The organism is Photobacterium sagamiensis, assembly GCF_050337085.1.
Classification (GTDB): Bacteria; Pseudomonadota; Gammaproteobacteria; order Enterobacterales; family Vibrionaceae; genus Photobacterium; species Photobacterium sagamiensis.
The window spans coordinates 165,072-187,904 of record NZ_JAKJSP010000011.1; the positions used below are offsets into that span (position 1 = coordinate 165,072).

Here is a 22,833-nt window from a genome sequence, read left to right on the forward strand (position 1 = left end):
AGCTTTAGTCGTTATAACAGCACTATCAACAATGCCTCCACGTTGGAGGCATTTTTATTTATATCTGTAAACAATTTCAACGAAACAATTCAAAGGCCATTAACAGCACCACGGCTGCGCCAAAAGCAATAGCAAAACCTACGAACACTTTTTTCTGTGCTTTCTCGTCTAAATACTTCGTTGCTAAAAAGCCTAATGCTAATAGCAGAATAATAACCGCAATCTTTAGCATGATAGTTCCGTCTCAGACATTCGTTATATAGATATTACCATCATACAAAAATGGCGCCTTACATAAGGCGCCATATCTTACATTATGGAACATTAAACTAATTTGTTTTCATATGATTAGCTTACTGACTGATGGTTTTAATGCCAACTCCATTAAATATCAGATTTCAAACATCTGGTAATCTTTTAGTTCAGGGATGGCTTTGTGCAGCTGTTGCTCTTCTTCCGCAAGACCTTTAATGGAATCACACAAGTCGTTTGCCTTGGTTGAGATTTCACCAGAACGCGCCTGAATACGCTCTTCAATACGGGCTTTTAATTCCGAAAATTTACTCTGCAGCTCGGTGAAATTAATTTCACCATTTTTCATTTCGTCAGAGAGCGCAGCAAATAAACCCGACATTGATTCGACACTGACATGCTTCATCGCCTTTTCAAACTCGGTTTTCCAGCTTAAATCCACATCTTCAAACATATCCGCCGGCATCACGAATTCGCCATCTTGATAAAACTTCTCCTGGGCTTTTTTACCGTATTCATCAATCAAAGATTCAACGCTTGCAAACGACTCTTTTGAATCAAAACTCGATGACACTTCTTCCAGAACATCCGTCGCAATACCGACACCATCATTAGCAATATCTGCCATTTTCGGCAGGTATTCCTGTACGCCATTGCTATAAGCTTCAACCGCCCGACGCTGCATAGCGTTAAGATCTAACTGCTTACCATTGATGAAAATATTGTTATCTTCATCAATCATCATTTTAGGCTGACCACTTTGGTAAACAGATACCTGACCATCATTAATATGGATATCGTTTTGAACGTCAACCGGGCAACTTTGTGCAAAGACGGATGCAGAACTTAACAGTAATCCGCCAATCAGGATTTTTTTCATCAAAATATCTCGTATTGTGTATGTATATCCAGCCAAATGCAGACTATGACTCACTTTATATAAAAAATCTAATTAAGAGTTCAACAAGACATCACTTGAATTATTCCACGTTTCAAGGCAACCTGCTTATCAGCCTATGTTTATTGATCTAATCTCAGGATTCTCGTGGAAAAAGTCGCTATTTTCGTCGATGTTCAAAACATCTATTACACCGTGAAAGATACCTACCATTGTAACTTTGACTACAATGCCTTTTGGGCTGAAGCAACGCAGGGCCGTGAAGTGGTTGCAGCCTATGCCTATGCCATTCATCGTGGTGATGAAAAGCAGCGTCAATTCCAGAATATTCTGCGCGGTATCGGTTTTGACGTAAAGCTCAAACCTTTCATTCAACGCAGTGACGGCTCAGCCAAGGGTGACTGGGATGTGGGGATCACATTAGATGTGATTGAGCATGCGCCTGACGTTGACCGTGTTATCCTGCTTTCCGGTGACGGCGACTTCGATCTGCTGGTTGAAAAGGTACAGTCAAAGTATGGCGTCAGTGTTGAAATCTATGGTGTACCCGGGCTAACGGCAACCTCACTGATTAACACCGCTCAGTTTTTCCGTGAAATTGAAGGTACGCTGTTGCTGGGACGTTAGATTGAGTATCAGGAAGGCCCGCCGTTACGTCAGTTGGCTATAACATCGGGCCTGTTGATTTTACTTCGCGATATTGTTTACCGGTTCACGTTGCTGAACGGCCAGTAGATCACTAACGGCACCACTGATCATTTTCAGTGGCACGATGACAAAATAAATGGAGGCAATCACAACCATGACAGGATCGGCATAGACCGCATAAACGCTGAGTTCCGAGATACTTAACAGCTTCGCCACGACAAAGCCTACCAGCACCGCACCGCTGATCACCGTATCCATCAACCACTGTTTGACCTCTGCATCAACCAATCCTGATTGTGCTTTCTTACCCATCTTCGACATGATCCGATAGTTTGCAAAACAACCCACCACGTTGATAACACCAAAGACTAGAGCCAGACCGGTGTCAACATCTCGCCCGCCATTAAGAATGGCCATCACTGCCGAACTGAACGACACGCAACACATGATGGTAATAACCAGTCCTTTAAAGGCGATGACCATAGGCTCCACCCTGGCGAGTTTAACCGGATCACGATTAGCAACGGGCTTACGGATATAGGCCGCCGCGACCAGAGAAACCAGAGTCAAAGCCAGACTGACTAAAGAATAAGCACCATCAAACACAATAACCAATGAGCCCATCCAGAGCCCAAGGCCAATGCCCATCAGGGCAAACAGCAATGATGATACTGTCGAACACTGAAGCAGCTTTCGTTCAAGCTGCACATTACAAGTCATAATTACCTCTGATAACCGACAATTTTATCGTCGACTTTTTATTTTCTCTGAAAGCAAGTCGATCATATCGCGATATATACCGAAGTCACAATCTCTCAGCGTCCGCTTTACTCCGCTTACTCACAAATAGTGAAAGCTCTCTCATTCTACGAGTCCAACAACCGAAAATATTAGTGAAATACGACCAACTCCTTATCTATCCCCTGAATAAACCATTATTTCGGCATTCCAGCGAAAATAGTATGAACCTTCCGTCTTCAATTAACCGCTTTTTCTATATGACATTGAGCGGTCGAATGTGACAAGCCCAGCTTCATTGCTACACTTATTTAACATGGCAACCTCCGATAAACCATGAACGTTAATTTTATTGGAAAATCATAAAGAACGATGAAAAACCATAAAGGTTGCCTAATAAATAAGGGGAACAAAAAGCATGATTAAAAAACTCGTGGCCGAATATATCGGCACCTTTTGGCTGGTACTCGGTGGCTGTGGCAGTGCCGTATTAGCCGCTGCATTTCCTGATGTAGGTATTGGTCTGTTAGGTGTTTCTCTGGCATTTGGTCTGACCGTTGTCACCATGGCTTATGCTATCGGCCATATTTCTGGTTGCCATCTCAACCCTGCGGTGACTGTCGGGTTGTGGTCAGGCGGTCGCTTCCCGGCCAGTGATGTTATGCCTTACATCGTCTTTCAGGTACTCGGTGCGATGACGGGGGCGTTTGTCCTTTATATTATTGCCAGTGGTCAGGCTGGTTTTGATTTGTCGGGGGGCCTGGCATCCAATGGATATGGTGAGCACTCTCCAGGTGGTTACAGCATGTTGTCTGGCTTCATTACTGAATTTATGATGACCTTTATGTTTCTGATTGTGATTTTAGGTGCCACTCATAAACTGGCAACGCCTTCAATGGCCGGTATGGCGATTGGTCTGGCCTTGGTGCTTATTCACCTGATCAGTATTCCAGTGACAAACACTTCGGTGAACCCTGCACGCAGTACAGGCCCAGCCATTATTGTTGGCGACTGGGCAATGTCTCAGCTATGGCTATTCTGGGTTGCCCCTATATTAGGTGCAATGGTCGCGGGTATTGTTTACCGCTGGTTAAGTCCCGATGAAGTCTGAAACGCCGCTTGCATTAAAAAAGCCCCAGCGACTATCTCTGTATAATACCTAGCGGTATAGGCCGGGGCTTTCATTATCACAATGATGAGCTACTGATGATTCGTAGCAACACCTGAACAGGGTGCTTCATTTTAATGTGTTCAAGGCGTTTTACCTGACTTCGGCACGAATACCCCGTTGCCATGCAGCGATCAGGGTTAAGCTGATCGATATTGGGTTTCCAGCTTAAGTCATAAACCGCTTTTGACATTTCGACCTTATCTTTCTCATGGCCAAACGTACCCGCCATACCACAACATCCAACCGAAACAGGTTTTAGATCAGAACCAAATCGATTGAAGATTCCCATCCACTCCTGCTCAGCATTTGGCATCTTGGTTTTTTCCGTGCAGTGGGCAAACAGGTACCATTCGTCATCTTCTCGCTGAGGATAAGGTGGAATGTCTTCCAGTAACGGCATTAACCACTCATGGGCGGTCATTACATGGAAGTCACCGCGAGTCTCTTCAAGCACTTCAGCGTATTCATCGCGATAGCACAGTACCAGTGCCGGATCGACCCCCACCAACGGTATGTTCAGTGCCGCTAACTGATTCAGAAAATCTGCAGTATTACGGGCTGTTTTGGCGAACTGACGTAAGAAGCCTTTAATGTGCTGCGCTTTACCATTTGGTTTAAACGGTACCAGCATTGGCTTTTTACCCAGTTTCTCGACCAGAGACACAAAATCACGTATCACTTCGGCATCATAGAAACTGGTGAAAGGATCCTGAACAATAAGAACATAGTTCTGGCGTTCCCGGTCTGACAGCGCCTGTAACCACTGCATATCAAATCGCGTTGCATGGTGTCCATCCAGACTTTCCATCAAGGTCGGCACCGACAGTTCGGGCGTATCAACATAACCGACCGTTTTTTCTGTCAATGTCTTCACCCATTGCGAGCGTATTACGGCATTGAAGGTCGCAGGGGCTTTGCCCATTAACGGTAGATAGCTTTCCACATAAGCGACCAGATAGTCTTTTGCCGGGCGCTGATAGCGGCTGTAATAGATATTCATAAAGCGTGAACGGAAGCTGGGGACATCCACCTTGATCGGGCACTGGCTGGCACACGCTTTACAGGCGAGACACCCGTTCATTGCTTCCATCACTTCATGGGAATAGTCGTAATCATTTTTACCCGCACCGTAGGTATTTTTCAGACGATCAATGATCTGTTTAACCGTCGGCGTCGACGTTAGCAGTTTTTGTTCAAGCTCATCGGCATTAATGCCTTGCTCTGCCAGCTGACGAAGCCATTCACGCACTAATCCGGCACGGCCTTTCGGTGAATGGCGGCGATCGGCGGTGATTTTCATCGAAGGGCACATCGGTGAGCTGGTGTCATAGTTAAAACACAAGCCATTACCGTTACATTCCATCGCCAGCTTAAAGCTGTCGCGGGTGGTTACGGGGATCTGGCGATCGTAAAAGCCGCGTTTAACTCCATCGACTTTAACCAGTTCATCGTCACAGTCTAGCGGTGTACAGACTTTACCCGGATTCATCCGGTTATCCGGATCGAAAGCCCCCTTAATGCGACGAAGTTCCGTGAACAGCTCATCGCCAAAGAAAGCCGGACCATATTCCGAGCGAAAGCCTTTCCCGTGCTCTCCCCACATTAAGCCGCCATACTTTGCGACCAGAGCAACCACCTGATCAGAAATTTCTTTCATTACTCGTTCTTGCAACGGATCACACATATCCAGAGCCGGACGAACATGCAGTACCCCGGCATCAACATGGCCGAACATGCCATAATCAAGCTGTTTTTCATCTAATAACTGGCGAAACTCGGCAATATAATCGGCCAGATTTTCAGGGGGGACACAAGTATCTTCCGCAAAAGCGATAGGTTTTTTACTGCCTTCTACGGCACCGAGCAAACCTACTGCCTTTTTACGCATAGCGTAAATTTTCTGGATACCGGCCAGATCCTCACAGATCTGATAACCAATAATACCGTCAGCCTCACGTGCAATCAGCGCATCCAGCCTTTCGCACAATGCCGCTACGTGTTGCTGATTTTCATCAGGATCATTACTGGCAAATTCCACCATGTTAATGCCCAGCATATCTTTGCCCGGTACATCAGTCAGCAGATCGCTCACCGTGTTCCAGACAATGTCTTGCCTGGCAAAGTTTAATACCCGCGAGTCGACCGTTTCTACCGACAATGCCTGTGCCTCAACCATCATCGGCGCGCTACGCAGTGCTGAATCAAAACTGTCGTATTTAATGTTAACCAATGCCCGCGATTTAGGAATTGGGGTGATATTCAATTTAGCTTCGGCGATGAATGCCAGAGATCCTTCGGAGCCGCATAATAAACGGGCAATATCAAACGTCTTCAGCTCATCATCAAAGACATTTTTCAGATCATACCCGGTCAGGAAACGGTTCAATGGCGGAAATTTATCGACAATTTGCTGCCGTTTTTCTTTGCACACTTTTACCGCGGTTCGAATGGCTGCGCCAGCCTGACTTTGATCATGCTCAAAGCCTTTCAACCCGGCGTTATCTAAAGGCTCGGTATCGAGTACCGAACCATCAACCAGTATCGCTTTCAGTGCCAGAACATGATCGGAGGTTTTACCGTACTTCAGTGATCCCTGACCCGAAGCATCAGTGTTGATCATACCACCGATGGTTGCGCGGTTACTGGTCGACAGATCAGGCGAAAAAAAGAATCCATAAGGCCGAAGGGCATCATTGAGCTGATCTTTAATCACACCTGTTTGTACTCTGACCCAACCTTCCTGGGCATTCACTTCCAGTATCTGGTTCATGTAACGGGAAAGATCGACCACCACACCTGAGGTCAATGACTGACCATTAGTACCTGTACCTCCACCTCGTGGCGAGAAGGTCACTTTCTTATAGGCATCTTTCTGGCCAAGCTGACCGATAAGGGATAAATCATCAGTAGTACGAGGAAGAATAACGGCTTGTGGTAATAGTTGGTACACACTATTGTCAGTGGCAACAGCCAGGCGACTGGCATAACTTTTCTCGATATCACCAGTAAATCCGGCCGATTCTAGCTCGTTCAGGTAAGACAGTACGACATCGTCAATACTGCTCTGATATGTCAGTGCGGGTAACATTGCTCTCCTTCTCCAGTATTACTGCCGTATCCTACGACGACTGGCCTCATGCTATGAAATAAGTGGGTTGCGTTCACTTTACATCACTATTTGCATGAAACAAAGCAGTTGGTTAGGTGGGATTTCCATAGGAATGCACGTTACAGGTGCGAGATAAGTGGAATGCTTAACTGGGTAATACGATCATAGCGTTTACAACGTACCCTCAATTATCTTCGTAAAGATAAACAGATGAAGATACCCAATGTATTTGAGTTTATCCGTTTGCCTTCAGGAGATAAGCAACGAGAGCGAATTCCAACATTCGATGAATTACAGATGATCATTAACGTCCTGCCAACTGATGTACAACCGATAGCCGAAGTTGCCGCTGAGACTGCAATGCGTCGCTCTGAAATTCTTGGTATAGAACTACGCTACCTTGACTTAAAAAGCCGAACCGTGACGCTCCCAGACACCAAAAATGGCACTAAAAGAGTTGTTCCACTGAGTAGTAAAGCAATACAGGTTCTATCTGATGTGTTAAAGGAGTCGAAATTGTATCGAGGGAAGCTGTTCTCAGTATCACCCTACCGTGTTACACAGCAATTCAGGAAAGCTTGTGACAGTATCGGCTTACATGATGTGGTATTTCACTCCCTGCGGCACTACGCAGCCACCAGCTTCTTGGAAAGAGGATTAGAAATGATGGAAGTCGCATGCATCACTGGTCACAAAGATGTCAGAATGCTCAGAAGATACACGCATATATCAGCATCACATCTAGCTAATAAGCTGGGTTAGTAACATCATTAGCCTATCTAGAGGGACCTATTTGTTGGATTTCTCAGGCTACCGGAGGGGGGGCTGGACCATAGCAAAATGCCCCCTCCCCCATTCACATATGCTCCCCGAGACGTAACCAATTTTTCAAAGTCCGAAACTTTGATAAGTAACACTAATTCGTAGGGTTTGTAGGGTGAATAGGTGGGGTGGTGCATGATTCCCCCCCCCAGACGAGTGCATACATATATAAGCTACAGCTAATTAATTTAAATAGACTCCGCGAACTCGAATTCAAATTCGTCATTAATAACGGTTTCTTTAGCCCTAATCGCAACTGATTCTACATAGTCGCGAGCTACTGCTGTTTCAACAAAATCAACATCATCAAGGTGGTCATACACAACATCTTTTATTTCACCTAACGTGACATTGAAAAACTCTTTTCGCCTGTTTACTAAATTCAAGCGTTTACTATCAAATTTAGCATGAAGCGCCTTCTCAAGCGCCGGAGCATCATCTGTATGAATCATAGCGTGTACATCGAATGTAAATGGTACTGAAGCATCACCAAGTTCTTTTACGCGGTCCATTGGCTCTAGGCGTCGAGTCATACCAATCTTATAGACGTGATCACCGAATGAGCCAATATTGGAAATAATGTAGACGTGCCCTTGTCTAGTTTGCTCTGCCATAGACTTAGCACGTTCCTTTTTGGCTTCTGCTTCCCCTAACTCCTGCTGTAGCTGAGTAATCTGCTCTTCCAGTACTGCAAGTTTCACCCCAGACGCTGTCTTTGCTTCCGCTCTGGCCTTCTCTAGCGCCTTAGAGTAACGCTTCTCTTCCTTTGCAGCCTCTTCCTGAGCTTTATTCAACTCAGCCTCTCGTTTGGCTTCTTCACGCATTTGCGCACGTATCTCTGCCTGTTCCTCTTTTTCTTTCTGCTTCTTATCATGATATTCGTAAGTCAGATACAGTTCTTTGATTTTTAGATTAAGATACTTTTGTGAAATCACGATCACATTTGGTTCGTTAAGGTCATTAATAACATCGAATGCTTTTTTTATACGCTCTGCCATTTTATTTACATTGTTCCATCTACAATTGGCAATTGCGGCATCACATTCATTATTAAAGGCTCGTGCCGTTAGGCGAATACTGCGATTAGTCATTTTCCGTCCTTCAGCGCGTGAACCTTCTACAGTCCATTCCTTGTAGCAGTGAATTGCGCCATATTTGGTTTTGCACCTAGCAAATACCTTCTGCTCGTCTTTGCATTCCTTGATTGCCTGCTTATATCGCTCTGAAGAATCAAAAGGGAACTGAGGCTCGTAAAAACCTAATTCCACCAGTTGAATTTCATCGTTGTAGATAGCTACTTGGCGAACCAACTTGTCGTAGATAGACTTTTTCTCGCTATAGTCGCTTTTGGTCTTGCTGATGGCATTTTCCAGTGTTTTCTGTTCGGATAGTAAGTTTTCCTTGTCTTCTTGAAGTTGGTTTCTTACCGCCTCACATTCTTTCTCAATGTCTATTACGTCTTTAAATTGCTCTTCTAATTTGGTCTTATCTTTAGATAGCGCTCTAATTTTTTTGAATAAGCCAATCGCTACAAACCCCAGAAGCACTGACACTAAGATAACCACTTTCAAGGCAAGCTCTATCTGTGGAATTTCAGTCATATTCCTTTGTTCCTCATGGAAAAAATAAGTGAGAAGCAGTTAGTTAAAAAAACGCACAGCTTTATGATTCAATACTTAAAAACACAAATGCAGCCATTTCTTGTTAGTGATCCAATTATGCATTTCTAGACGCCAATGTATGCAACATGGGACACATATTCAGCTGTAAGACTGATCTGGGTTTTACGCTAATTAAAGTACAGAATCACGGAAACTGCGTTACCCCATTCCCTGAATACCAGCACTGCCAATTCCCAATGTATCGTTAACTATTTATACACTCGCCCTTCCCTCCAACAGCCCTACAAACCCGAGAAACTCCCAGGCAGATTCAGTTTGTAGGGTTTATCGGGTTCGTAGGCAGGGGGCGTGTCTCTGACAACAGCAGTCCGTCCTCCTTTTCATAAATCCGTCCCGGAAACATCACCCGCTTTCAAAGTCGCAAACTTCGATTTGTACTACATATTACACCTGGGTTCACATAATCTTGAGCTACCCCAATAAAACCTATGCACGCGATGATAAGATCGCCTACTTTTGAAGACATTGGTGGGCTTTGTGCCTAGAGCGGTAGCGTGGCGTTTTCAGCCATTTTCTCCGTGTCATCAAGCTTGCCCCCAACACGGAAATGGTGAGATACACGAACTCAGATCGCATATTTCATTCGTATATCCATCGATAAACAGGATATTTACGAACTGGGTTCGTTGAATAAAATGTTAACTGCTCGTAAGGAACCGAGAATGTCTCAAGATATCTATAGTGCGTTTGAAGAGCATGAATTCTTTGGTGAGTTTTTCCATCAAGAGGAAACATATTCGTCAAGGTTCTCAGCGAAGATCCAATACTCACCTGAAAAAGGTTTGAGACTAGAATACAATATTGCTGATACAGACGTGCCATCTGAATGCAATAGCTTGATGGGTATTTTGAGTAATGGGAAAAAGTGTACCCTAATTGGACCGTTCAATTTCAATGGTGGAGGTCAACGATTCGGTGCAGTAGTTACAAAACATGGCACTCATGGTTTCTCTCATTTGGTAATGGGCGATTTTGTTAAACCCGATAAAGAATTCGATCATTCAAGATTTACATTTCACCACATGCAAGAATTTTTTTATCCACAGGGGCATTTAAATAGTGTTTCGTATAAAGATGGTACGTTAGAAAAAATTGAGGGAAGTGGCTGGAGTATAGAGCTTGAGAATCGAGCATTAGCTAATGATGTTACTAATACATTAACGAACTTAATAATGACCAATGATGAGGAAGCACTGAATGCGCTTTCTTTAGCTTTTGATAAGGTAAAAGTTGATTTTCCAAATGAATCCTTCCTGCTTAGAAAGTCTTTAGAGTTTCTATTTAAATACTCTTCTGATACATCTAAGACAATTAATGAAATCTGTTTAGATATAAATAAAATATCGTCATTATTCTCAATATTTATGGATCGACCAACGTTCCCAGATGAAGTAAAGGTCTATCCAAGTGCTGAAGCAAAAAATCCTATAACCTTATTATCAAGCATTCACCTTGAGTCAAGAACTGTTGATTTAGCGAAAAGTAATCCCTCACATTTTTTCATGCCGATAAATAGGAAGAAGATAGATCTATCAAAAGCAATTTCTACTTGGCTTGAGCTATACGAAAGTTATCGCGTTTTATCAACCACTTTCCAGTATGAAACAAATTATAGAACTCTTCATTCTGCGTACAGTGACGTTGTACTATTTGCAACAAATATCGAGGCTGTAGCAAAAGACTTGGATATGCCGACATCTGATAAGTATGAAGGGCCTATAAACAAATATGGTTCAGAAAAGTTAAAAACAGCTATCAAAAATATTTTCCTAGCTCACAATAGTGAGGGCATAGGAAAGAATATCAGTGATCTTAGAAATGAACTAGCTCATGTAGGTAGACCAAAAAAATTGATTAAAATACTTGATATCAATGACTATGTTAATGTCAGTCGGATACTGAAGTTGGTTGTTGTGTCGCATTTATTGGAGAAACTTGGAGTTACTCAAGAAGTCACCCATGAATATCAAAATAAACTTATTCCGGAAGTCCGCAGTTAACAAGTTGCTGCACTCGGAAAAATTACTCGCTGCGCTCCCAATTATCCGGTGAGCAAGGCGTTAGCTGTCTTGGAGTATCGCTAAATGAATAGCATTGATTTATTCGTAAAAAACTGGAGTAGTAAAAACTCCATGGTTCCAATAAATAATCATGATATTGCAGAGCTTGAATCAAAATTAAATGCTTTTTTACCTGACTCATATAAGTATTTGATATCTACATATGGTTTGGTTCACACTCCAAATGTGTTAACTAAAATCTGTGATTTAAATTCCGACATTTCTGAAGTACAAGATTTCTTGAGCCTAGAAGATGTTCATTCTCTATCAAAGCTCTATGAAATGAGTGGAATGCCGAAAGGGCATATTTTGTTTGCATCTGACTGTAAGGGAAATATGTTTTGTTTCAAACTTACAGATTGCGTAAGTAAGCAAATAGATTTACCCGTATGGTTTTTTAATCACGATTTGTGTACCGTTAAAAAAGTCTCTAATTCTTTCGTCGGTTGGCTAGAGGAGTTCAATGAACTTTAAAACAGCTAATCGGGTAGCCGAGGGTCTCTAACCCTCAGCCCCCACAACACCCTGCATGCGGATCCGCACAGCCAGATCTATTGAACCAGCGACCACGCTGGGTAGGTTAACGATCGCATGTTAAGCAGATCTCTCCAGATAAGGACATGGACTTTCACTGCGCAACTGCATCATTTACGGTGGTCATTAAATCACTTGGCTTCGTTGTCTTGTGCCAACTCGCCTCTGACCTACGCCTCATATGATGTTCTTGTTCATCAGATCGCAGTTTTGCTAGCGGCTTCCTTCAGACCGTTCCTCGCGGAAAAGCCCTTGCCATTTACTAGTAGTTAACATTTAATATCAACAAGTTGAATGTTAAATGGTGATTTTCCTACAGAGGACTTTCACCTCATTAGTTCATGCCCATGCTGGGCGTACACAAAACAATCAAGGTGATGCCTTACACTCGGCATTTCTGGTTTGAAGTTCGGTGCGCTTGGCTGGTTCTGTGTTGGCACACCTTATTGTAGGCGTTGGTACAAAATAGGAGGGAGAACTTGAATTCAGATACTCTGCAAATGAGTGAATCTACAATCAGGCAAAGGCGGCACCTTTTGTTAGTCACTCTTGCGATTATTCTAATTCATTTGGGTGGGGTAACGTTTGGTGAAGAACTCAAATTATTTGGTGCTTCAGTAAGAGTAAAAAATCCAGATGTGTTATTTGATCTAATATTAATAGCTCAAGCGTATTTTGTTTGGCGCTTCTACCAGTATTTTCACACTGATGGTGCATACTCAGCATTGCGAAGTCAGTATCAAAAGGCTGTGTCGTTAAGGTTAGACAGAATACTCACTAATTACATATTCAAATCACTGCCTAAAGGCGTAACACTTATATCAGGGACATATACTTATACTAATGTTGCTAGAACCACTGTTATAAACGGTTGCTATGAAGTCAATGTTGAGTTTCCTACTAATCGTGGGCAAGAACAAAGTTATAAACTAATAAAAGCCCCTCAAAGCATCTTTAAGTGGCAAAGTATTCCAATCCAACTATCTTTCTTATTTCGAGGGCGTATCCTTACTGATTTTTATCTTCCGTTTAGTTTAGTTATATACTCATTAGCACTGAATTTTGTATAAAGCAATCAAGGTGATGCATTACATTCGGCGGTTTTAGTATGAATTGGTTTTTGTTATTACGGTGTTCAATCAGCAACTGCGATTAGCCGCGCATTAACTTAGGCATTGGTGTGTAAATCAGCAATATTTGTGTATTTCACGTTGAGCAGTTTTTAACAGCTATAATGCGAATGTAGAACACTGCGATCAATCAACACAATTAAACTAAAGAGACAAGTATGACTAAAGGTACAGTAAAGTGGTTCAATGCAGACAAAGGTTTTGGTTTCATTACGCCAGATGATGGCGGTAAAGACCTATTTGTACACCATTCAGAAATTAATAGTGGCGGAGAATACGCAACGCTTAATGACGGACAGGCAGTTGAATTTGAAGTAGCACAAGGCCAAAAGGGGCCATGTGCTACCAATGTTGTTCCAGTTTGACTTCATAAATTAACACGGACAAGTGGCCACACTTTATCGGGTGGCTGAGAGCCTTACCCCCTCAGCCCCTACTCGCGCCACCCTCTCTAGAAAGCCTACAAACCCGAGAAACTCATTACTCACATCAGTTTGTATGGTGTTGAGCAGGGGCGTGCCCATAGAGAAATTCCCTATCACCACCTTTCAGATCTGGCTTCTGGTGTGTGACTGATTTTTTAATCTTGTAAATGTTGTTGTGGTTCGGCAGCTAATAGAACTGGCATGCTAACGCCTCAAGAAATCGACAGCGGTGACATCAAGCTACGGAGCGTAAAGCGTTACAGTTCGCTTCGTGAATAAACCTTGAAATCACGATCTGCATCAAGTGGTTCTACCTTGCTGTGGAGCACAAAGTGCCATAGACCTAACACTCTATTTCTACAGAGTGTGAAGCCACTTCTGGCTCGGTTTTGCCCCATTATCATTTAGAGCTTAAACTCATTCACAGGCTGTTAATGCTGGTTTTCGATACCAGAGCTTATGCGTGGGTGAAGAGGGTTGCTAAGTGTCAGCAACGTTCGCTTCTCCCAGTAGCAAGCGTTGCTCAAGACTTGGTGGTTTTGGAGCTAGTGCCGTTTCAAAGCTACATTAGCTTGAAACGGCAATATAATAGGTAGAATTAGAGAGTGCGAAATTACTTATCTACAAACATGTGGTTAGCAGGTGTTACGCCGCGATGATAAGTACAAAATGTGTCGGTTGCTTCAGAGGTCTTGCTGTGAATTTTAATGTTGGTAATCACTTCTAAAGCCCCAGCATCATAGCAAGCCTGTTGTGCATCTTTTACGATATCAAGAAGCTGATTAAGCTCACCTTTCATTGTCGTTTCCATTGCACCAACTTGAAACGGAACATTAGCAGCTTTGACAACTTCAATGGCTTTATCCACTGCTTCAAAGTTGTTTCCTTCTTTTAGGCGAGGTATGACCTGAAATGCTACGAAAACATCTTTTTCTACTTGGCTTGGCTTTGTCATTTTCATTTACTTTATGTGGTGTTGAATGGTTGACTTATAATGGCATCTTAATCAGTTTGCAACATTCTTCTAAGCATATATTGTTGTTTTTCTCTGGAGAGAACACAGCTAACAAGGAACTCAAGCAAGGACGCCTAACGCAAGCCGCTTAGCTGTCAGAGAATGCTGTACAGGAGTAACGTGACGCTCGCTCTTTCCCGTGAAGCGAGCCAAATGACTTAATCGAGATCTTTGACCAAGTTCGCCTCATTCAGTGATAGCGGACTTGGTTTAACCTACAATCCCTAATCCGAACCCACTAAGCCCACGCAAATACTCTAACTTGGTTCTGTCCCGAAGCGAGATAGAACAGGTCAATCAAAATAGTCTGATATTTGGCGTTCCTGCAACTCACAATGAGGGCGTTAGCGAGCTAGATAAGTTTATCCAGCAATGGAAATCCGCTTATTATAGTTACCCTGTCATCATTGTTTTTTGTCATGAAATATACACGGTTATTCGTCCATCCATTTGACTAATGTTAGGTATTAATTCTGAGGTGACAGCCACATAGATACTCTAAATTCATAACCTATGCGTCACAGACGGCATGGTACACCTAAATGTCACCTCATTTTGGAATAATGTTGAAATAACAATCGTTGATACCGATTGATCGTTTTAAGCGCTTAATTTAGCTTTTTCGATAGGTTGATTTAATTATTCCGAAAATAGATCTTTAATGATGACGTCATGATGAACGTAAAACCATTGTGCGGGAGAGATCCGCCTTTATGAATCGTTTATTCAATGTTGAGGTGATTTACTCGTAATTTTAAGCCAATGACTGACTAGATCTGCCTTATCTGATTATTTGCAACAATGCCCTTCTACGGAAAATTCAGGACGAAGGGCAAAGGTGGCGACACTGTTATGCATGAACATTTATCGCTTAACTGGTGTGTTACAGAACTACCGTAGTAATAGGAATAGAAAAGTTTAAGTTATTCAACAGCAAATGATTATAATCTCCTGATTAAACTTCACTTTTCCTGGTATTAAAAGATGGTTCATTAAATATGGATAGAATAAAAGTCGTAATATACATAGCACTGCTTTATGTTGTATTCAATGCTGGACAAGCAACCTCTGCTCCTAACCTTCCGTTATGGGAATTCATCAAAGACTGTGCAGGAATAGCTTCTGGGTTTGGTACAGCTGGTGCGGCCTACTTTGGGTATCAAGCATTAAAAACATGGCGATGGCAAATTAATCACCAATTTATTTATGACACTTCAATCTGTCTAGAAAAGAACCTTCTTGAGTTCTTAGTGCTATCTGTTGGCGAAAAGAAAATTGAGAAAGATCCGGAAATAATAAACATGACTAATGCGATTAAAATATCAAGATTTCAACTTCAACAACGAGGGGGAGATGGAGAAGTATTAGATCACATAGAGACCAGCATGAGAGCCGCAATCAGGGAGATGGCAGATAAAGATTATGTTACGGAAAAATCTCATGGCAACTTGCTTGCCGCGGCTAATCAATTAAGCTCCCTGATAAATGACATGTTCGAGTAAAGCCATCCGAGCCCATCACTGTATGGGCTTTTTATTACCTGAAAGACGGCAAATTCAACCAGACAGCCCAGGTACGCCGGGACTTTTACGGAAAGTGTAGATGGACAGAGCTCCCTAACTCGTCAAAAGCTCCAACACGCATGGGGGCGTGAAGTGAGACAATTTGCCTCGTAAAAAATCTCTTGAAAAGTGACTATATGCCAAGTGCAACTTAACTCATTAAGGGGCATAGTGCCTTAGGCCCTTCGCACTATTTATCTGTTGATACGGCCCTGACTTTAGCTCGCATTCCCCAGTTCCGAGCAAAATCAGTGGCACTGGTTCAACGAGTGATGATGAATAGCCATGTGGTACGAGGTCGATTGCTCTGACTCACTTTTGCCCTAAATCTTGTTAGGGCTATCGCTCTACTTATCCAAAGCACACGGAACACGAAGTGCCGATTTCTATCTCGCAATCGCCCCTACGCCTTACGTGATAGATTAAGTGTCGGCGCTTTGATGTGAATTTGAGATACTTTACTTATCTTTCATTCCAGCCATAGAAAATCAATAATTCGTTTTACATTCTTAAGCACCATAAATGCACAAATCTTCAAGTCCTTTCTTATTCATAATCTACCTATCCAATTGTAGGATAGGCAGTTATACCGATTAAAAAACAATCTCTATGCGTATCTCAGTTCAGGTTCTACTTTTGTTTCTAGTTCTGGCTCTGGTTCTGGTTTTAGAACTGAGTTTAATAAGGTTTCTGTGTATGGATGACTAGGATTGGCAAATACTGACTTTGTTGGTCCTACTTCACAAATTCGACCTTTGTTAAGTATGGCAATTTGATCTGCGATTGATTCCACAATGGCTAAATCATGAGCGATAAAGATATAACTGGTATTAAATTTTAATTGCAGCTCTTTTAGCAATTTTAATACTGTATCTTGAACGGTTACGTCTAAAGCCGAGGTTATCTCATCACAAAGCAATAACTCTGGCTCCGAGGCAAAGGCTCTTGCTATTGCGACCCGTTGTTTTTCGCCACCAGAAAGCATGGTTGGATTTCTATACAGATAGTCTGGATTTAGATGTACTTGTACTAATAGCTCTTTTGCTCTCTCATGGCACTGAGAGCTATTCATATCAAAATAGAGTTGTAATGGCTTAGATAAAATTTGCAAAATCGTTTGCTTTGGATTTAACGATGCATCCGGGTTTTGAAATATCATCTGGATTTGTTTTTTTTGTTCTTTAGTCCGTCTTTCAAGTATCTCTAATGGCTTTCCATTGAATGTTATCTTTCCACCTTTGGCTTTGTTTAATCCTGCAATGGTTTTAAGAATTGTTGATTTTCCACTACCAGACTCACCAATCAAGGCCAGTGTTTCACCTTTCTTTAATGTTAGGTTTATATTGTCTACTGTGGCTTCTGGCTCTGGTTTTCTAGTTATTGATTCCCATAACGTTTTACGGTGATAGGATATTTTCAGTTGCTTTAACGAGATGCTTGTTTCTTTTTGCACCTTATTTTCTTTTATTATTGAAACGTTTTTTTCTTGTTTTTTCCCAATAACAGGAACAGCTTTTAGTAATGTCTGAGTGTACGTATGTTCAGGTTCTAGTAACACTTTCCTGATGTCACCGTGTTCTACTATCTCGCCTTTATACATAACGCACACTTTATTACAAAGTCGAGAAACCGCCCCAAAATCATGGCTTACAAAAACCATTGAAACGTTATGTTTATTTATTAATGCTTTTAGTAAATCCAGAATATGGACTTGAGTTGTGGCATCAAGGCCTGTAGTTGGTTCATCTAAAATTAGTAGTTTAGGTTTGACTGCTAGAGCCATTGCTATTGCGACTCTTTGCTGCTGGCCTCCTGAAAGTTGGTGCGGGTAGCGATAAAAAATTTGCTCAGGATTTGGCAATTTAACGTCGTTTAATAGCTCAATGACTTTAGATTTATAATTTTCTTTGTCAATATTACTATGAAACTGTAATACTTCTTGTATTTGCCGACCCACTTTCATTGTTGGGGTCAATGATTGTCCTGCATTTTGAGGTATTAATGCTATTTGGCTACCTCTTATTTCTGCTAACTCTAGTGTTGATAGTTGCAAGATGTCTTTATTATAAAAATTGATGGTTCCAGATTTAACCATACAATCGTCATTTGTGTATCCCATTAGAGAAAGGGCTAGTGTGCTTTTCCCTGAGCCTGATTCTCCCACAAGGCCTATAATGTCTTTGGGGTTAACTTGAAGATTGACATTATTGAGAATATGACAGAAATCACCTGATTTATTTACGTATCCCAAATTTAAATTTGAAACTTCGATTATACGATTCATCTCTTTTTCCTTATACCGGTGAGCTGTTATCATGACTTATACCAGCCACTTTTGATAAGGCGTCTGAAGTAATATTGATTGAAAAAATAAGTGAGCTTAAAGCGATTAACGGCGCAAGAGTTGCCCAAGGAGCGACAGACATAAACCCTCGAGTATCCGCGATCATTAGCCCCCAATCAGGCGTTGGAGGATTGACGCCAAAGCCTAAGAAAGATAAAGAGCTGAAAATAAGTAACATCCATGACCAACGCATAGCTCCATCAACTAAGATTACATTCATAATATTAGGCAAGATCTCATATCTGATGATGGCGCTTGTTCGCTCTCCACGTAGGCGTGCGGCTAAAATATAGTCATGAGTAATGATGTCAAGGGTGGCTCCCCTGACAACTCTTATTACCGCAATGCCATAGAAAAAGCCTAATGTTAAAATTAACGTCGTATCACTCTGTCCTAGAACACTGATGATCAGAAGCAAAAATAGGATCCAAGGGATTGATAATAAAGCATCTATAAAACGCATCACTATTTCATCAAAACGTCCGCCTACAAATCCGGTAAAAATCCCTAAGCAGCTCCCCCATAGTATGGCGATAAAACTACCCGCAAAGGTAATGAATAGGGCAGCTCTGCCCCCCATAATTGTTCGGCTTAATATATCTCTTCCTAACTGGTCTGTTCCTAGCCAGTGTTCAATACTTGGACCTTTAAGTATATTAAAGCTATCGGTTTGTCCATAGTCATAGGGAATGATATAGGTAGCAAAGCAAGCTAACAAAATATGGGAAATGAATAAGATTAAACCAACTTTAGCTGATGGAGTTGAGCTAAGTTGTTTAAAATACTCCATTAACAATTTAGTCTTACTCATTTTTAATATCCTTGCTGTGTGCGAAGTTTGGGGTTAAGAATACAGGTTAGAAGATCTGCACAAAGGTTAACCAAAATATAAATGACCGCTAAAACGATGGCGACACCTTGAACAACAGGGAGATCTCTATCGTAAATGGCTGAAATCATAAGGCTACCAATGCCTGGGTAGTTAAACACTTGTTCAATAATAACAACACCACCAAGCAACCAAGCAATAGTGAGAGCGATAATGTTGATAGCCGGAAGAAGGGCATTTGGAAGAGCATGGTAAAAAACAATATGCCAATAAGGGATGCCTTTTAAGCGAGACATTTTAATATAGCTTGAATTCATCACGGTAATCATACATGAGCGAACCATGCGTAATATGTGAGCAATCATTACCATAGACAGTGTAATTGCAGGTAATACTAAGTTAGGCAGCAATTCAGAAAAGGAAGCATTCTCTCCGATTAAAGTAACGGCTGGAAACCATGGTAGCCAGATGCTAAATACAAGCGTTAATAGGGTAGCAGTTACAAATTCAGGAACCGTCATGGTGAAAAGAGAAGCTATTGATATAAAGTGATCTGATTTTTTATTTGCTCTAAGGCCTGCGATGCATCCAAGAAGAATGGCTATTGGGATCCCTATCGAGGCCGCTATTCCACCAAGAATTAAGGTGTTTTCTAATCGAGGAATAAGTACGTCGCTAACGGGTCTTTGACGTTTTAATGATGTTCCCAAATTGCCATTAACAATATTTTCAGACCAAAGTGAAAAACGTTCAATTAAAGGGGAATTTAAATTATTGTCAATACGACATTGTTCTAATCGAGTTCCGGTTGCATTTTGGCCTAGATAACTAGTACAAAAGTCGCCAGGTAACGATTCAGTAACAAAAAACACCAGAACTCCAACAATAAAAAGAGAAAACATTGCAGTGAGAAGGCGTTTATAAATCATGGTAAACATGAAGGTCCTCATTATATTAAAAGGTATAAACACATATAATATGTACGTTGAAACTTCTAATTAAGCAAAAATAAATAAAAGTAGAATTTTTAGTTCTACTTTTATTTCATTCAAACTAAACAGTTTTTTACAACTGTATTTTTCTGTTTGAAAATTATTCTTTTGTGACAAGATCCCATCGAATCGAAAAATCTTCCACAGCAGGAATATTTATATTTTTCATCATGACTCTATGATTTCGCAAGTGGAATGGGATTAAACTACCACCTTCTTCCCACAACATTTTTTGAGCATCGATATAAAGTTTTTTACGAGAATTAAAATCTAAAGTTAGACGAGCGTCATCTAATAATTGATCATAGTCTTTATTATTCCAAGTGGATTCATTCCATTGGGCTGTGCTGCGATAGACTTCATTTAGCACCTGATCGGCTGGACGTTGTCCCCAAAGCGTTGTAAATGCAGACCTTTTCATCCAAACATCATTCCAATAACTATCAGAAGGTGTCATTTTTATATGAATGCGAATATTGGCTTTTGCAGCTTGTCGTTGATATATTTCAACTAAAGGTCGAAAATAGGTATCAGTATTACTGGTGTAAAGATCGATATCAAGACCATCAGGAAATCCAGCCTCTGCTAATAGTTTTTTAGCGCCTTCAATATCTTGTTTACACTCTAAATCCATTCTATATTGATCGCCTTTCCATACCGGAGTATCACAGGTGGTTGCCCCCCCATCTTCTCCAAGTACAAGTCTGGCCATTTCTGCTCGGTCAGTCACAATTCGCAGTGCTTTACGTACTTTTGGATCGGTAAATGGTGCGACATCATTTTTAAATATAATCCCACGCCAATCACCGGTTGAAATAGAATCGATTTTAAACATGCTGTTATATTGAAATAAAGGCAGTTGTTGAGATGTCACTCCAGACCAACCAATCCAGTCGATTTGTCGGGCTAAAAGGGCCTGAACTCTAGCTGAATCATCAGCAATAGCGATTAAATCAATACCGTCAAGTTTTGGTTTTCCTTCCCAGTATTCATTATTGGCGATAAGGTTTGTTGTTCCTTCGACATTAAGATTCTTGAGCTTAAATGGCCCTGTTCCTATACCGATAAGAGACTTATCTAGATCAACATTTTCGGGTAATATTTTTACTCGATAATCCATTAATAGAATAGGGAGATCAGAATGCGCTTTATTGAGAGTAAACTGAACCTTATAATCATTTAAGGCTTTTACGTCTTGTATTATTGAAAGTACCGCTCTGGCTGGTGCATCTCGTTTAGTATCAAGAATTCTGTTTATTGTCGCCACAACGTCGGCTGAAGTAAGTTCTTTACCATTATGAAATTTTACATTTTCGCGTAAATCAAATACCCATTCAGTTGCTGTTTCATTGGATGTCCATTTGGTTGCCAGTTCAGGTGATGGCGCGCCTGATTTATCTTGTCGAACTAGGCGGTTATATAACATTTGTACCGGGTAATAAAAGCGTGTCGATGAAATTGGATCAAGAGACTCCTGTCCCCTCCATTCCAACTGATGCGGAGTTCGAAGTGTTGTCGCATCCGCAAATGAGGCAAATAAGCATGTAACAAATAAGCTTTTATATATTAACTTTTTTAAAACCATTAGATAATTATCCTGTTCTATCCTAAGTATTTAAAATAAAAAATTCCATCTAGTTTTGAGTGAGAATGACGAAATTTCCTTTTAATCATCACCACTTTTACTGTTTTCATTGTCCTTTTAAAGGAAATTATTCCTCTATATCAAAACATTAAATGGACAACAAACCCAAATGCTGCTTGAATTTATTCAATTTGTTCTGATAGGGCAATCGCATTTATTACCCCGGCCTTTCTATGTCGTCACAGCATACTTAAGAGTGAGTTGCCTTTTCCTTACGGTGTGAATAATTAAATGTGATCGCTGCAATACGGTTAGATCGTGTTTTATCTGCAACTTCCTCGTAATCAATCGTTATGCTCGTATGCTCATTTATTTCCCTGACCGCAGGTTTTAAAAAGCGGCGGCGAAAATCACTCATTCGTCGATATGATTCAGGAAGTTCATAGCGTTCTATCATCCAATCCACTTCAAGCGTGATCGATTGCTGATCGGGCCATTGTCGTAATGACTCGTAAAGTCTCATCGCGTAAGGACTAGTAAGTCTGCCAGCTTCTCCCATGAGAAATCGGGTAAAATTCGTATCTACCTTGGTAATGATATTCACCAGTTCAGCATTAAAGAATACCGTCGTCGCTCCTAGCTTAGCTCGATAAGAACGTTTTGTGGTCCATGAAATGGCATCCAAGGCATTTTTTTTGTCATCCTCTTCTGGCTGGTAAAAAATAACCTCTTTCTTATTCAGAGAAGCCGTTACCTTCAATATATCCTGACTAATATTTTTGCTGTCATCTTCAAATGTCGATGCATACTCAGCGTGATTGATTTCGACAGGGTATTGACCAAATTCATTGCACTGAATACGTTTATTTATGATGTTATCAAGTGCTATGTAAACAAATCGTTTTTCATTACGGGTAAGATTGTATGCTGCGGAGGTTAATGCGTTAGCTTGGTGAATAACAATATCTGATTTTTTTGCTAACGCTGACATATTGAAGTCAATCCGTGACAAGGAAAAATTGTGTCACGACAATAAC

General features: G+C 41.3%; 19 protein-coding genes and 1 pseudogene. 9 read left to right on the forward strand and 11 right to left on the reverse strand.

Annotated elements, in window-relative coordinates; all coding sequences use genetic code 11:
• Positions 1–76: 76 nt before the first annotated feature.
• Positions 77–232, reverse strand: a complete 156-nt coding sequence (locus tag L4D76_RS01775) for a hypothetical protein (RefSeq protein ID WP_428439214.1) — start codon at positions 230–232, stop codon at positions 77–79.
• A gap of 159 nt (positions 233–391) precedes the next feature.
• The gene (locus tag L4D76_RS01780) at positions 392–1,132 is read right to left on the reverse strand and encodes a YggN family protein (protein ID WP_428439215.1); all 741 of its coding nucleotides are present in this window, start codon (positions 1,130–1,132) and stop codon (positions 392–394) included.
• A gap of 165 nt (positions 1,133–1,297) precedes the next feature.
• Between L4D76_RS01780 and L4D76_RS01785 the strand changes: the two genes are divergently transcribed.
• A complete protein-coding gene (locus L4D76_RS01785; protein WP_428439216.1) occupies positions 1,298–1,777 on the forward strand; it encodes a LabA-like NYN domain-containing protein in 480 nt (159 codons plus the stop codon).
• A 60-nt stretch (positions 1,778–1,837) separates the two neighbouring features.
• Here the strand turns inward: L4D76_RS01785 and L4D76_RS01790 are convergent, their stop codons facing one another.
• Positions 1,838–2,518: a cation efflux transmembrane domain-containing protein gene (locus tag L4D76_RS01790; protein WP_428439217.1), complete on the reverse strand. Its 681-nt coding sequence runs from the start codon at positions 2,516–2,518 to the stop codon at positions 1,838–1,840.
• 439 nt (positions 2,519–2,957) lie between these two features.
• On the opposite strand from L4D76_RS01790, the gene aqpZ reads away from it, so the two are divergent.
• Positions 2,958–3,647, forward strand: coding sequence for an aquaporin Z (aqpZ, locus tag L4D76_RS01795; protein ID WP_428439327.1), 690 nt, complete (start codon positions 2,958–2,960; stop codon positions 3,645–3,647).
• A 76-nt stretch (positions 3,648–3,723) separates the two neighbouring features.
• Here the strand turns inward: aqpZ and ydiJ are convergent, their stop codons facing one another.
• Positions 3,724–6,795, reverse strand: coding sequence for a D-2-hydroxyglutarate dehydrogenase YdiJ (gene ydiJ / locus L4D76_RS01800; protein WP_428439218.1), 3,072 nt, complete (start codon positions 6,793–6,795; stop codon positions 3,724–3,726).
• A gap of 231 nt (positions 6,796–7,026) precedes the next feature.
• Between ydiJ and L4D76_RS01805 the strand changes: the two genes are divergently transcribed.
• Positions 7,027–7,578 carry a site-specific integrase gene (locus L4D76_RS01805; protein ID WP_428439219.1) on the forward strand — a complete coding sequence of 184 codons (552 nt, stop codon included), beginning with the start codon at positions 7,027–7,029 and terminating at the stop codon, positions 7,576–7,578.
• 248 nt (positions 7,579–7,826) lie between these two features.
• On the opposite strand, the gene L4D76_RS01810 is transcribed toward L4D76_RS01805, so the two are convergent.
• Entirely contained in the window at positions 7,827–9,239 is a 1,413-nt protein-coding gene (locus tag L4D76_RS01810) for an SNIPE associated domain-containing protein (protein WP_428439220.1), read from the reverse strand.
• A 743-nt stretch (positions 9,240–9,982) separates the two neighbouring features.
• On the opposite strand from L4D76_RS01810, the gene L4D76_RS01815 reads away from it, so the two are divergent.
• From L4D76_RS01815 to L4D76_RS01830, 4 genes are all read left to right on the forward strand, one after another.
• Positions 9,983–11,320 carry an ApeA N-terminal domain 1-containing protein gene (locus L4D76_RS01815; RefSeq protein WP_428439221.1) on the forward strand — a complete coding sequence of 446 codons (1,338 nt, stop codon included), beginning with the start codon at positions 9,983–9,985 and terminating at the stop codon, positions 11,318–11,320.
• A gap of 84 nt (positions 11,321–11,404) precedes the next feature.
• Complete coding sequence (locus L4D76_RS01820) at positions 11,405–11,854, forward strand: SMI1/KNR4 family protein (protein WP_428439222.1); 450 nt, start codon at positions 11,405–11,407, stop codon at positions 11,852–11,854.
• Between the two features lie 596 nt (positions 11,855–12,450).
• A complete protein-coding gene (locus tag L4D76_RS01825) occupies positions 12,451–12,984 on the forward strand; it encodes a hypothetical protein (RefSeq protein ID WP_428439223.1) in 534 nt (177 codons plus the stop codon).
• A 218-nt stretch (positions 12,985–13,202) separates the two neighbouring features.
• Positions 13,203–13,409: a cold-shock protein gene (locus L4D76_RS01830; protein ID WP_428439224.1), complete on the forward strand. Its 207-nt coding sequence runs from the start codon at positions 13,203–13,205 to the stop codon at positions 13,407–13,409.
• A gap of 673 nt (positions 13,410–14,082) precedes the next feature.
• Here L4D76_RS01830 and L4D76_RS01835 read toward each other — a convergent pair.
• Positions 14,083–14,424, reverse strand: a complete 342-nt coding sequence (locus tag L4D76_RS01835; RefSeq protein WP_428439225.1) for a thiamine-binding protein — start codon at positions 14,422–14,424, stop codon at positions 14,083–14,085.
• A gap of 728 nt (positions 14,425–15,152) precedes the next feature.
• On the opposite strand from L4D76_RS01835, the pseudogene L4D76_RS01840 reads away from it, so the two are divergent.
• Positions 15,153–15,236, forward strand: a pseudogene (locus L4D76_RS01840) (IS6 family transposase); the annotation flags it as partial.
• Between the two features lie 246 nt (positions 15,237–15,482).
• Positions 15,483–15,986, forward strand: coding sequence for a hypothetical protein (locus L4D76_RS01845; RefSeq protein WP_428439226.1), 504 nt, complete (start codon positions 15,483–15,485; stop codon positions 15,984–15,986).
• Between the two features lie 667 nt (positions 15,987–16,653).
• Here the strand turns inward: L4D76_RS01845 and L4D76_RS01850 are convergent.
• From L4D76_RS01850 to repE, 5 genes are all read right to left on the reverse strand, one after another.
• Complete coding sequence (locus L4D76_RS01850; protein ID WP_428439227.1) at positions 16,654–18,330, reverse strand: ABC transporter ATP-binding protein; 1,677 nt, start codon at positions 18,328–18,330, stop codon at positions 16,654–16,656.
• A gap of 10 nt (positions 18,331–18,340) precedes the next feature.
• Positions 18,341–19,201: an ABC transporter permease gene (locus L4D76_RS01855; protein WP_428439228.1), complete on the reverse strand. Its 861-nt coding sequence runs from the start codon at positions 19,199–19,201 to the stop codon at positions 18,341–18,343.
• A gap of 2 nt (positions 19,202–19,203) precedes the next feature.
• Positions 19,204–20,157, reverse strand: a complete 954-nt coding sequence (locus tag L4D76_RS01860; RefSeq protein ID WP_428439229.1) for an ABC transporter permease — start codon at positions 20,155–20,157, stop codon at positions 19,204–19,206.
• A gap of 154 nt (positions 20,158–20,311) precedes the next feature.
• Complete coding sequence (locus tag L4D76_RS01865; RefSeq protein WP_428439230.1) at positions 20,312–21,796, reverse strand: ABC transporter substrate-binding protein; 1,485 nt, start codon at positions 21,794–21,796, stop codon at positions 20,312–20,314.
• A 250-nt stretch (positions 21,797–22,046) separates the two neighbouring features.
• The gene (gene repE / locus L4D76_RS01870; RefSeq protein WP_428439231.1) at positions 22,047–22,787 is read right to left on the reverse strand and encodes a replication initiation protein RepE; all 741 of its coding nucleotides are present in this window, start codon (positions 22,785–22,787) and stop codon (positions 22,047–22,049) included.
• Between the last annotated feature and the right edge of the window lie 46 nt (positions 22,788–22,833).